Genomic DNA, 13,095 nt, shown 5'->3' on the forward strand with positions numbered 1-13,095 from the left:
AGTCAGTGCAAAAAAGATGAATTCACTATTTATATCAGGCGTGCAATTGCTTTTGTCTCGCTATTTTGGTCAAATTGTTCAGCATTTAAAGCTGTATTATACAGGCTAACAAGAACATCACTTTTTTGGTGGTTGTTCAGATTAAGATAGCGAAGATAAACGCAATGAAATTTGAAAAAATTACAACTGATGGCAAAGCCCGACGCGGTCGATTAGTGTTTGAACGTGGTGTGGTAGAAACACCTGCATTCATGCCTGTTGGTACATACGGCACCGTAAAAGGTATGTCACCAGACGAGCTTAAGGATATTGGGGCTCATATCATTTTGGGTAATACCTTTCACTTAATGCTCAGACCGGGCACTGAAATTATCCAAAAGCATGGCGACTTGCATGATTTCATGAACTGGAGTGGTCCAATATTAACTGACTCTGGTGGTTTCCAAGTCTTTAGTTTAGGCGCTATGCGCAAAATATCTGAAGAGGGCGTTATCTTCCGTTCACCTATTAATGGCGAGCGTATTGAGTTGACGCCGGAAAAAGCTATGCATGTGCAACGCGATCTTGGTTCAGATATTGTAATGATATTTGATGAATGCACACCGTATCCGGCGACTGAAAAAGAAGCACGTGATTCAATGGAACTCTCATTGCGATGGGCTAAGCGTTCTAAGGATGCACATGAAGGTAATCCAAATGCTTTATTTGGTATTATCCAAGGTGGTATGTATCCGCATCTTCGCGAAGAAAGTATGGAAGGCTTAACGGATATTGGGTTTGATGGTTATGCAATAGGTGGTTTATCTGTTGGTGAGCCAAAAGAAGATATGATCAATATCCTTGACCACGTTGCTTATAAAATGCCTGAAGATAAACCAAGATATCTAATGGGTGTTGGTAAACCAGAAGACTTAGTTGAAGCAGTACGCCGCGGTGTTGATATGTTTGACTGTGTTATGCCGACACGTAATGCTCGAAACGGTCATATATTTGTATCTGATGGTGTACTTAAGCTTAGAAATGCCAAATATAAGACAGATACTCGTCCATTAGACGAAAATTGTGACTGTTACACTTGTAAAAACTTTTCGCGTGCATATCTACATCACTTAGACAAGTGTAATGAGATATTAGGTCCTCGCTTAAATACCATTCATAACTTGCGTCATTATCAACGATTAATGGCTGATCTTAGAGAAGCCATTGCAGAGCACAGACTCGAGGAATTTGTGGAAGCGTTTTACGCTGCCCGTGATTTACCTGTGCCACCGTTGAAAGATACTGACAATTAATTTTTAGAATTCAATATAATTTTAGTTTAGGGGAACAATATGGATTTCTTCATCGCTGCTGCTTATGCAAATGAAGCAGGTGCGCCACAACAAGGTGGAAGCTTTATGAGCTTAATCATGTTAGGTGCAATGGTTTTAGTTTTTTATTTCTTACTTTACCGTCCGCAAGCTAAGCGTGTAAAAGAGCATAAAGATTTAGTGACTTCATTATCAAAAGGTGATGAAGTACTAACGCAAGGTGGTTTACTTGGCAAGATTGTTAAAGTAAGCGAAGAAAATGACTTCATTTTGGTTGCATTAGATGACCAGTTCGAAGTTAAAGTTCAAAAGAACGCAGTCACAGCAGTATTACCGAAAGGCACAATCAAGTCTGTATAAAAACAATTATAAATAGGATAGTCCTGTGTTAAACCGTTACCCATTGTGGAAATACTTAATGCTAATGGTGATCATTAGTGTTGGTTTCCTTTATGCCTTACCAAATCTGTATGGAGAAGATCCTGCATTACAGATTCAAGGCTTACGTGGTGCAGAGTTACAGCTAGCCGATTTAGATGAAGTGAATGAGGAGCTTGCTGCTCATTCACTGCAAACTAAATCAAGCGCTCTCATCAATAAACAAATTGAAATTCGCTTCAACGATACTGAAGTGCAATTACGCGCAAAAGAAGTGCTGAACCAAAAGTTCGGTGAGCAATACATCATAGCACTTAATCTAGCCCCTTCTACACCTGACTGGTTAGCTGGTTTAGGCGGGACACCAATGAAACTAGGTCTTGACCTACGTGGTGGTGTTCACTTCTTAATGGAAGTAGATATGAGCGTAGCGTTGAAAAAAGCGCAAGAAGAGCGCGTTTCAGCTTTCCGTTCAGATTTACGTGAAGAGAAAATCCGCTATAGCCGCATTTCTGAATACAAAAATGGTGTTCAGGTTGCTTTTAAAGATGAAATGACATTGGATGCAGCTAAACGCGTAATTAAGAAAAAGCATGCTGATCTTGTTATTGACGATAGCACTGATGGTGGTTTCTTTTTGACGGCTGTGATGTCTGAACAAAAAGTTAAAGAAATCAAAGAAAGCTCGCTTCAACAAAACATTACTATTTTACGTAATCGTGTCAATGCTATCGGTGTTGCTGAGCCATTGGTTATGAAACAAGGTTCAGACCGAATTGTTGTTGAGTTACCTGGTGTTCAAGATACCGCACAAGCTAAGCGCATTTTAGGTGCTACTGCGACACTTGAGTTCCGTATGGTTGATCAAGATGGCGACGTTAGAAGTGCAGTGGCTGGACGAGTACCAGCAGGCTCTGAGCTTTTCTATGAAAGAGATAACCAAGCCCCCGTTTTATTAAAGCGCCGCGTTATGCTGACAGGTGATCATATCATTGATGCTGCTTCAAGCTTTGATGAAAATGGTCAGCCGCAAGTGAATATCGATCTTGATTCAAAAGGCGGTAATATCTTTTCTCGTGCTACAAAAGATGCAATCGGCAAACCTATGGCAACGTTATTCATTGAATACAAGCCAACGGGTAAACGTGACAAAGATGGTAACCCAGTATTTAAGAAAAATGCTGAAGTTATCAGTGTCGCAACCATTCAAGCACGTCTTGGTCGAAGCTTCCGAATTACAGGTGCGGGTTCGCCACAAGAAGCACGTGATTTAGCTTTATTACTTAAAGCAGGTGCGTTAATTGCGCCAATTCAAATTGTTGAAGAGCGCACTGTAGGTCCAAGCTTAGGTCAAGAGAATATCGATTTAGGTATGCAGGCTATTATTTGGGGCTTCTGTGCAGTATTAGTCTTCATGTCTATTTACTATAGAGGTTTTGGTTTAGTTGCTAACCTAGCACTAGGGCTTAACTTAGTATTGATTGTCGGTGTGATGTCGATGATCCCAGGCGCCACGCTGACTTTACCGGGTATGGCAGGTATTGTTTTAACAGTCGGTATGGCAGTCGATGCCAATGTATTGATATTTGAGCGTATACGAGAAGAAATTAGAGATGGTCGAGGTCCTCAGCAGGCTATCCATAAAGGTTATGAATCTGCATTCTCGACAATTGCTGATGCAAATATTACTACGTTCATCGCCGCGGTTATCTTATTCGCAGTAGGTACTGGCCCGATTAAAGGCTTCTCAGTGACTCTAGCAATTGGTATTGCTACGTCAATGTTCACTGCAATTGTGGGCACACGTGCTGTGATTAACTTAGTCTACGGCGGTCGCCGTGTGAATAAACTTTCAATTTAAGGAGACAATTTATGTTTGCTATTCGCTTTAAAGAAACTGTCGCCTTTATGAAAATGCGTAAGGTGGCCATGGCTTTTTCAGCTGTGTTAATGCTTGCTTCTGTCGCATCACTGGCGACAAATAAACTAAACTTCGGTCTAGATTTTACCGGCGGTACGCTTATTGAAGTGGGTTTTGAACAACCTGCTGAACTTAAGTTAGTACGTGCTGAACTGGATAGTGCTGGTTTTGGTGACGCAGTTGTTCAACACTTTGGTTCAAGTAAAGAAGTTTTGATCCGCCTGCAACCAAGAGAAAATGTAAAAGCTGCAGAAATCGGTGACAGCATTTTAAAATCTTTACAACAGGCTGATATGGGCAAAGTTGAAATGCGCCGTATCGAGTTTGTTGGACCTAATGTTGGCCAAGAACTAACTGAGCAAGGCGGCCTTGCGATGTTAACCGCACTAATCTGTATTTTGATTTATGTTGCGTTTCGATTCGAATATCGTTTTGCTTTAGGTTCTGTTTTAGCACTTGCACACGATGTATTGTTAACACTCGGTCTGTTCTCAATTCTTCAGTTAGAATTCGATTTAACGGTATTAGCCGCGGTACTTGCCGTTATTGGTTACTCGCTGAACGATACAATTGTTGTATCTGATCGTATTCGTGAAAACTTCCGTCGTTTACGTAAAGGTTCGCCAGAAGAAATCATCAATATCTCTTTAACGCAAACACTAAGCCGTACAATGATCACGTCTGTTACCACTATTTTGGTATTGTTGGCGTTATTCTTTAAAGGCGGTGCGCTAATCCATGGCTTCGCAACAGCGTTGTTATTCGGTGTATTTATTGGTACTTATTCTTCTGTCTATGTAGCAAGTTCGATTGCTCTAGCTTTAGGTATCAGTAAGGAAGATTTAATCCCAACACCTGTAGAAAAAGAAGGTGCCGATCAAGACGCTTTGGTTTAACCCATTCTTTTTAAGCTCTGCAAAAAGCACTTACCGTTTGGTAAGTGCTTTTTTTATAAATATTCAAACTAGCTTAATTAAAAATCTTTTCTAGCAAATACACTTTCTCAGGTTAAAATATTCAAAAATAATAAGCTAAGGAAGTCTCATGTCTCAAACTGCACCAACAGCTGTGCCAAAAAATCCAAATTTTTCATCTGGGCCTTGTTCAAAACGCCCTGGTTATGATCTTGGTAAAATACAAACTGATGTACTTGGGCGCTCGCACCGTAGTAGCTTAGGTAAAGAAAGGCTTGCATTAGCCATTGAAAAAACAAAGTCACTACTTAATTTGCCAGAAGGATACCGAGTAGGGATCGTACCAGGCTCGGATACTGGTGCGATGGAAATGGTGATGTGGTCAGTGCTTGGACAAACGGGTGTTGATGTGTTTGCGTGGGAATCATTTGGCTCAGGCTGGGCAAATGACGTTCTAAATCAGCTCAATATTGAAGGAGCTAATATTTATAAAGCTGAATATGGTCAACTGCCTGACTTAACTAAAGCAGATCCTGCAAACGATATTATTTTTACCTATAACGGCACCACTTCTGGTGTAAAAGTTGAAAACCTTGACTGGATAGCGGATGACCGAACAGGGTTAAGTATATGTGATGCAACAAGTGCCGTATTTGCGATGGATATTGACTGGAATAAAGTTGATGTCGCTACGTTTAGTTGGCAGAAAGTACTCGGTGGCGAAGGTGCTCACGGTATGCTTATTCTAAGCCCAAGAGCGGTAAAACGATTAGAAAGTTATCAGCCAACATGGCCACTACCGAAAGTCTTCCGTTTGACAAGCAAAGGTAAGCTTACTGAAGGGATTTTTAAAGGTGCGACTATAAATACACCTTCGATGTTATGTGTTGAAGACTATTTAGATGCATTGTCTTGGATTGAATCAATCGGTGGAGTGGATGCTGCAATCAAAAAAAGCCAAGCAAACTTAGCTGTAATAGAACAATTTGTAGATGAAAATGAATGGATAGACTTTTTAGCTGAAGTACCAGCACATCGCTCAAACACGAGTGTATGTTTATCACTAGATGCAACAGCAGAACAAGTTAAGGCAATTGAAAAATTATTAGCTACTAAAAATGTTGCCTATGATATTAACTCTTATAAAGATGCCCCTGCGGGTCTTCGTATTTGGTGTGGTGCAACCGTTGAAGCATCTGATCTAAAAGCGTTGATGCCTTGGTTAAAATGGGCTTATCAACAAAGCGTTTAATTTAATATTAGAGCATATAAAAAAGCCTGCTAATTGCAGGCTTTTTTATTGAATGAGACTAAGTGTTTAGAATCGGTATTTATAACCAATCATTGCCGATAATGGCTTACCCGGACGAGCGCCATAAGGGCGGCGGGATACCACTTCTTGTTCATCTGTTAGGTTATCAATCTTACCGTAGATAGTGTGCTGCTCTGCAAACTGATAATTTGCAGCGATATCTAATACCAGTTGTGAGTCAACGGTGTATCCTGTGAGCTCAGGTGGTTGTTCACTCTCTATATAGCCTCCTGATCGCTCGAGCATCTCATCAGTATACTTAGCTAATAATGAGACTGACCAGCTATCGCCTGCAAGGCCAACCTCGATAGCAACCTGATTTTCAGGCATGTATGGTAAAGCATCACCTGCTTCAATCACACCCCATTGTGGAAAGTCCGATTCAAAGCTATTTTTAAATTCAGACTCTGTGTAGGTATAAGTTACAGACCAAGGTAAGTCAATTGAGTTAGTTAACTTAATTGTATGGTTGATATTTGCTTCAATACCGTAGACCTCAACATCACCACCATCAAACTCTGTATCTAAATCACAGTTAGATGAAGTTGAGAAAGTACAAGTTTCTTTTAAGTTTTCATAATCATTGAAAAAGCCAACAACTTCAGCGTTTAGATTGCCATCAGCATAACGGTAACCTAACTCATAATTTAAACTTTTCTCTGAATCTGTATTGGCATTATCTTGTTGTGGACTTGAAGGTATATAACCTTGATGCACGCCAGCAAAAACGCCGTAGTTCTTATCTAACTGATAAAAAGCACTAACACTGGGTAGCCAAATATCTGAATCTTTTTCAAGCCAAACACCTTCCTTACCTTCGCCTCTATCTTCATAACGTGACTCAATAAATTCACCACGCACACCTGCTGTAAGCGTTAGTGCGTCAATCGTAACGGTATCTTGCAAGTAAACTGAAATAGCATCTGTTTCTTCGGTGTTAACCGTTGTAAAACGTTTATTGCCCAAATATGACATCTGACCTGATGTCATTGAATAATCTTCTTCAAAATGGTCACGCTGGATTTCATCTTGATGATAGCGAAGACCCACTTCAATATCGTGTTTTAAACCGAGTAGTTTCAGATCAAAACCAATATCTGTTTGGATACCTTGAGAGAAATACTCACGGTCATTAGTACCAACAACAATATCACCATCTTCTTGGCCAGTTAGCACATTGTAGTAATATTCATTATTACTATCAGATGGGTCGAGTAAAATCGTTAACAGGTTTGGCGCAGTGGGGCCAAAACCATTAATTTTCTGCCAAGCACGTTCAAAATCGTGGCGATAGGCTCGAGTGGTGATATCTACGTTATCTAACTGAATAAAATGGGTTAATTGAAGTGTTGAATGATCCCAATCCATTTGATCTTGCTGTGAGCCCGCATAGCGTCGATTTGGATTAGCATTAAAGTCTTCATCTGTTAAACCGAGGTAAGTTTCGTTAGACGTTTCATCGGCTACCGATGCTTTAAACTCGATAAAATGATTGCCGTTTCCATCACTAAAGTCATATTTTACTTTAGCCATGAAGTCAGTTTTATCAAAACCTGTGTCATCACCTTCAATACCCTCTCCGTCTAATTGTTTAAAGCCGTCTGCTTTAACAAATAAACCTTCAACTACGTAACCCAAATTGCCAGTTGTTTCGCCATGAAAACCGTGTAATTTAGTATAGTTATCAGAGCCATACGAGACATCAATACCGATATCGAGTTCTTCAGGAATTTCTCTTGTCACTAAATTGAGCGCACCAGATACGGTATTTGGGCCATATTTGATTGCAGAAGGACCTTTAAATACCTCAACGGCAGCCATTCTACTGACCATAGGGAAGTAATAAGCGGCAGGTGCTGAGTATGGAGCGGGTGTAATCAACACACCATCTTCCAGTAACGAGATTTTTTTACTGCGTTCTGTTGTTGCACCGCGAAAACCTATGTTAGGGCGAAGACCGTAACCGTCTTCTTCTCGAATATTCACGCCTGGTACTTTTGATAAAACACGGCTGATGTCGTCAAATTCGAATTTTTCTAATTCTGTTTCACTGATAAGGCTTGCGGCACCGCCTTGTGTTCTTAATTTATCAGACGTGCCAAGAATGCGGATACGCTCAACGTAATTGTCATTGGTCTTTTCTTCTTGAGCAAAAACCGTTGGTACCGTTACGCTATTAATAACGGCTAAAGCGATAAGTGTTTTTTTCATTTTCATACCTAATTAGTCGTTATCACCAGCAGATGTTTTCGGTAATTCAAGCGCTAGACTTTCAATAAAGTTTGTTTTTAATTGGTCGCTTACTTGTTTTACATCATCATAAGTTTGTTGAACTTGGTCATTATCGTTAATCACCGCACCTGCTAACGTACCGTTAATCGCCTTTACTGAGATTAAAGCGTTATTTACACCGTCTAACATGATATCTGCAGTTTGCTGGTCTTGTTCATGGATTAGGAAATCATCAAAGCCAAGCGTATTTTCAGCATCAATGCCTTCACCACTGAATAAGGCTTTAAAAGCAACGAGGTTATTTTCGATATTCAGTAAGCTGTTATGACTGTATGGCGATTCAACATCTACCGGACAAGTAGCACCGCCACATGAATTGGCAAAAATGCCTAATGGTGCGCCTAGTTTTGTATCTTTTAACTCTTTATCCAGGTAAAAAAGTGAATCACTGATTACGTTTACTGCATCATGTAGTGATTCAAAACCATTATCGGCAACATCAGCATTTTTAATTTTTAAAGCATAACCATCTGCACCATCCCATGCATCGATATAGGTCGCAATGTTGGCTTGTAAATCTTGTGTAACCGTGATGGCATATTCACAGCGAGCTAAGCGACGCTCAGCATCCGGTCTTTGGTTCCAGCCTTCTACAATACCTGAGTTACTTGAACAAGTGTGATCTAGGTTGGTACTAAATAGTAGATATTCATTGGCATCTAAACCACGGCGAGTAACCGAGCGACGGCTAATGTCATAAGGTGTTCCACTGATATTACCGTTTTCATGATGGATAACATCTTGGTCAACACCACAGCTGCTTACTTGGTTTGGCCATGAATAAACTAAGTTTCGGAGCTGACTATCATTGACCGTTAGCGGTTCAAGTTGCATCGCTTCTATTTGCTGCCAAAGTGCCATGGTATTTCGCCATTCAGCTTGAACTAAATCTAGCTGAGCTGTGTTTTCTATACCGTCACTGTAAGCTGTACAGAGCGATTCGACTTGACTGACCAAAACTGCTGATTGTGAAGTGAGTTGGTTTTGAACTGGTGTGATCACATTATCAACTAAGTTTTCGATAAGAGCTTTTTCATCGAAGTTAGTAGGTGGTGGAGGGTTATTACCATCATCACCGCCACCAAAATTAGGGCCTTTTGAACTTGAGGTTGACTCCCCACAGCCTGCTAGTAAAGCTGTACTGATTAAGGTGGCAATTAAACAAGGTTTAAATTTAAATTGCATAGGTGTATACCACTTGGAACGTTTTAAAATTATTTTTATTTAAATTAATACATAACTAGACATTAAATAAAAATAATCTACTTAAAAAAAAAAGGTTAGGGCACCTAAGGTGCACCTAACCTGTATAGTCCTTTATACTGTTAATGTTGAATTACGGATTACCAGTTTTCAACATTTTCTTGTGCAAAATCATACGCTTCTTGCAAGATTGTGCGCGCTGCAATTAAGTCTGCTTTATACGCTTCAAAGTTTTCAGAGTTTAGCTCTGGCTTATCACGGAATAAAGCATGTACTTCTGCAAATTGCTCATCTGTTAAAGGTGAAGAGGGGTTGAATTGAAGGCCTAATGCAAAACCTTTCATTTCCGCCCAGTGCTTAGCTAATATAGATAATGAACCATCAGCACTTTGATTAACAACATAACCACCGTTTTCGATGATTGTATCGTAATCATTGATTGAATCATTGATGTAATGAACAACTGTAGCAGATATTGATTTTTCCCAAGCTAATAAAGCCGCTTGTGCTTGAACTTCCATTGCTGTTTTTTGCTCGTCAGTCAATTCAGTACCAGCGTTATCAGCCATTGAGTTAGCCATTGCACGAAGCTTAACAAACGCAGTGAAAGCATCACCTGTTAAATCAGTTTCAACAGTTGCGCCAAGGTCACGTTTAGCAGCGTTAGTCGAGTTACCCCAGTTGTATTCTGATGTTAAGTCAATATCACCGTCGGTATCGATATCGTTATAACCTTTAGACCAACCGTCACGACCGCCTTTACCTGCAATTTCTTCATCTGTGTAAGATGCATAATTAACAGCAGCACCGAAGTAACCGAAACCTTCATCGATTTGGTGCTCAAGCTTAGTGTAAGCTTTTGTACCGTCTTGGTCGTTTGCAGCGTTTAAGCCTTTCGTTGCACCTTTGTTGTCATCTTCGAAGCGACGATCTAAATAATCATCAGCAGCTTGAGAGAACACTACCGCACCTAATAAATATTTTTGTACTAATTGCTTTGAATCTAAGCCGTCAGCGTTAACAAAGTTTGAGCTGAACGTATTACCATCCGGATCGGTAGTCGTACCGCCAGCAATAACCTGTTCAGCAATTAGATCGAAATAGTGGTCAACTAAAGTTGTTGGTGTAAATTCGCCTGCTTCGCCCCAACCAACAAATGCGGTTACGTCGTTATTCCAGTCTTTGTGTTGACCTGAAGCATCGTTACCTGCAACTTTACCTACCAATGTTTTACCAGATGAGATTTCACCCACTGTAGCCTGTTCAGTTGCAGGTGTTGTAGTAAAAGTAATTGGTAAGTCTGCAGCAACGTCAGACTCATTCAAAAAATAGACGTTTAATGCAGCTAGAACTTCGTCTTTAGTAGTGTATTCGCCGTCATTAATGTTACCAATAAAGTTGAACAAGTCTTTGATGTATGCATGACGAGCAATTTGACCTGTGTAGCTCACTGAGCTTACGCCTGAATTGAACTTAGACTCAAATTCGTAAACTAATTCACCTGCTTCGTTTGTTGGGCTAACAACTTCAACAGCGATGTAAAATTCTTCGTTGTATGTTCCGCCTTCATTATCGTTAACCGTAACTGTAACCGATAAACCTGCATCATCAGCAAAGCTAGCTGTAAAGTCATCGGCTAGTTTTAATTGACTACCAGATACAGCGAATTGGTCATTATCAACGCTGTAGGTAAAAGATGTTGAGTCTGTATCTGTTGCAGATAAAGTACCTACTACCGCGCCAGCTTCATTTTCTACAACTACTTCACTTGAAAGTTCGATATCTGTAGGTGCGGCGTTATTTGGTAAGTCATTACCACCACCATTGCCGCCACCGCCACCGCCACATGCAGTTAATGCAAATGTAATTGCAGAAGCTAATAAACTCGTTTTGAATTTCGAATTAAGAGTCATACTTTTCTCTCTGTTTGTAATTGGAGTGCTTTTTAAATTAAAGATATTATATGTCGAATAACAAATGATAATCAATATCATTTATTGTAATATTTTTAATTTTGCACTTATTAAAGTTAGTAAAAATATCTTTGGTTGCAAGTAGGGTTTGTAGCTATTGGTTAGTTTGTCTTCAAAGTGATGAATTTTTCATAAAGCTCATCTTCTGATTCTGAATAAGGTGGATCTTTTTAATGCAATAAATGGGGCAGCAAGCTATACATTGCGCTGTTTCATAATGCCCTTTGCATTCGGTAGAAGTGCAGGATTTATTTGGAAATATCTGCCCAATAAATATAGCTTGGTTAGGGCATTCTGGCTCTGGCTTATCACAGTTTATATACTTATCAAGTATTTTAAGTGCCATTAATTAAATCTCAGTAGCTAAATGATCCGTTTTGATTGACCGAGTGGTCTGATTGGTTGGTAAATAACGCATTAATATAGCTTTATATAGATAGTGTTTTGCTGCTTCTGGTATTTTTATAGATACAGTATGGCCTGAACCTTTTGCGTCTGAAATTGCTCCAGCTCTTTGATTTTCCATGTGCTGTAAAACAAAAGCCAAGTTACCTTTAGGTGTCATTAATTCAAGCGTATCAGCGGTTAAAAACTTGTTTTTTACGGCAATCTCAACTATTTTGTTTCGCTGGTGGTAAGCGATGACTTCACCAACAAATTGTTGAGTTTGACTTTCAGAATGACCTCGCTGGTAATTCTGGCATTCATCTTTTACGTGCCTCCTAAAAAAGCCTTCGGTATATCCTCTGTTAGCAAGATGATCGAGCGATTAAAATAAATTCATATCAAAGGGGTTACCTGCAGCCGCATCATCAATTGCTTTGCTATAGAGCTGTGCAGTGCGTGCACAATGATAAAAAGACTTAGTCCTGTCTTCTATTTTTCGCGAATGAACGCCTATTTTGTTAATCGTTCGACATGTCGAATGGCGCGCAATTCCTCTAAATCATGATGTAAGTACCGTGTTCATCCTCAAACGTTGGTATGAGTTCCCTCGGCCTGGAAGGCTCTTCCAATAAGAATACTTCATCTGTTGGCTGGCCTAACCCTAATGTGGCTTCTTCTTCGGAGGGATAGTATTGTTGAATAGGAACAATATCACCCAATTCATTTTCCATTCCCTCTAATGATTGATAAGATCAACGACAGGCGTTAGTGCAAGTACCTTGATTAGGATCGCGTTTATTGATGTAGCCAGATAACAAACAACGACCAGAGTAAGCCATAAATAAAGCACCATGGACAAATGCTTCTAACTCCATTTCTGGACATTCCATTCTAATTTCTTCAATTTCATCTAAAGTAACTTCGCGCGATAGGATGACGCGCTTAATACCTTGTTGATATCAAAATTTAACCGACGTCCAGTTAATAGCATTTGCTTGCACGGATAAATGGATTGTCATGCCAGGCTAATGTTCTCGAACCATCATGATAAGACCTGGATCAGACATGATCAGTGCATCAGGCTTCATGTCAATAACTGGAGCAATGTCTCTTAAAAATGTTTTCAGCTTCACATTATGTGGAGTGATATTATTTACCAAATAGAATTTTTTATTAAGTGCATGAGCCTCTGAAATAGCACTCGCTAAATCAGCTAAGTTAAATTTATTATTTCGTACTCTAAGTGAGTACCTCGGTAGAGCTGTATATACCGCATCGGCCCCATAAGCGAGGGCATATCGCATATTTTTTAAAGTACCAGCGGGGGTCAGGTCTGAACATAAATTAAAACACGCAATAAAGTTATAAGTAAGCCATAATTAGCGCGATTTTAGGTGATACGAGT

At 39.8% G+C, this 13,095-nt stretch carries 8 protein-coding genes and 1 pseudogene; 5 read left to right on the forward strand and 4 right to left on the reverse strand.

Features of this window, described 5'->3' with window-relative positions; translation table 11 throughout:
- Positions 1-164 precede the first annotated feature (164 nt).
- The 5 genes from tgt to HR060_RS08940 all read left to right on the forward strand — a co-directional run bounded on the left by tgt (position 165) and on the right by HR060_RS08940 (position 5,775).
- On the forward strand, positions 165-1,292 hold the full coding sequence (tgt, locus tag HR060_RS08920; protein WP_174199957.1) for a tRNA guanosine(34) transglycosylase Tgt: 1,128 nt from the start codon (positions 165-167) through the stop codon (positions 1,290-1,292).
- Between the two features lie 39 nt (positions 1,293-1,331).
- Complete coding sequence (yajC, locus tag HR060_RS08925; RefSeq protein WP_174199958.1) at positions 1,332-1,670, forward strand: preprotein translocase subunit YajC; 339 nt, start codon at positions 1,332-1,334, stop codon at positions 1,668-1,670.
- Positions 1,671-1,695: 25 nt separating this feature from the next.
- Complete coding sequence (gene secD / locus HR060_RS08930; RefSeq protein WP_174199959.1) at positions 1,696-3,549, forward strand: protein translocase subunit SecD; 1,854 nt, start codon at positions 1,696-1,698, stop codon at positions 3,547-3,549.
- An 11-nt stretch (positions 3,550-3,560) separates the two neighbouring features.
- A complete protein-coding gene (secF, locus tag HR060_RS08935; protein WP_174199960.1) occupies positions 3,561-4,505 on the forward strand; it encodes a protein translocase subunit SecF in 945 nt (314 codons plus the stop codon).
- A gap of 148 nt (positions 4,506-4,653) precedes the next feature.
- A complete protein-coding gene (locus HR060_RS08940; RefSeq protein ID WP_174199961.1) occupies positions 4,654-5,775 on the forward strand; it encodes a phosphoserine transaminase in 1,122 nt (373 codons plus the stop codon).
- Positions 5,776-5,841: 66 nt separating this feature from the next.
- On the opposite strand, the gene HR060_RS08945 is transcribed toward HR060_RS08940, so the two are convergent.
- From HR060_RS08945 to trhP, 4 genes and pseudogenes are all read right to left on the reverse strand, one after another.
- A complete protein-coding gene (locus tag HR060_RS08945) occupies positions 5,842-8,046 on the reverse strand; it encodes a TonB-dependent receptor family protein (protein ID WP_174199962.1) in 2,205 nt (734 codons plus the stop codon).
- Positions 8,047-8,058: 12 nt separating this feature from the next.
- Positions 8,059-9,312, reverse strand: a complete 1,254-nt coding sequence (locus HR060_RS08950; RefSeq protein ID WP_174199963.1) for an imelysin family protein — start codon at positions 9,310-9,312, stop codon at positions 8,059-8,061.
- 158 nt (positions 9,313-9,470) lie between these two features.
- Positions 9,471-11,243 (reverse strand): DUF4856 domain-containing protein, encoded by a 1,773-nt coding sequence (locus tag HR060_RS08955; RefSeq protein ID WP_174199964.1) that lies wholly within the window; start codon positions 11,241-11,243, stop codon positions 9,471-9,473.
- 409 nt (positions 11,244-11,652) lie between these two features.
- A pseudogene (gene trhP / locus HR060_RS08960) lies at positions 11,653-12,994 on the reverse strand (prephenate-dependent tRNA uridine(34) hydroxylase TrhP).
- Positions 12,995-13,095: the final 101 nt, after the last annotated feature.

The organism is Marinifaba aquimaris (assembly GCF_013328345.1).
Lineage (GTDB): Bacteria > Pseudomonadota > Gammaproteobacteria > Enterobacterales > Alteromonadaceae > Marinifaba > Marinifaba aquimaris.

Coding starts and splice junctions, on each gene's coding strand:
- tgt (WP_174199957.1), top strand. CDS start 165: ATGAAATTTGAAAAAATTACAACTGATGGCAAAGCCCGACGCGGTCGA.
- yajC (WP_174199958.1), top strand. CDS start 1,332: ATGGATTTCTTCATCGCTGCTGCTTATGCAAATGAAGCAGGTGCGCCA.
- secF (WP_174199960.1), top strand. CDS start 3,561: ATGTTTGCTATTCGCTTTAAAGAAACTGTCGCCTTTATGAAAATGCGT.
- HR060_RS08940 (WP_174199961.1), top strand. CDS start 4,654: ATGTCTCAAACTGCACCAACAGCTGTGCCAAAAAATCCAAATTTTTCA.
- HR060_RS08945 (WP_174199962.1), bottom strand. CDS start 8,046: ATGAAAAAAACACTTATCGCTTTAGCCGTTATTAATAGCGTAACGGTA.
- HR060_RS08950 (WP_174199963.1), bottom strand. CDS start 9,312: ATGCAATTTAAATTTAAACCTTGTTTAATTGCCACCTTAATCAGTACA.
- HR060_RS08955 (WP_174199964.1), bottom strand. CDS start 11,243: ATGACTCTTAATTCGAAATTCAAAACGAGTTTATTAGCTTCTGCAATT.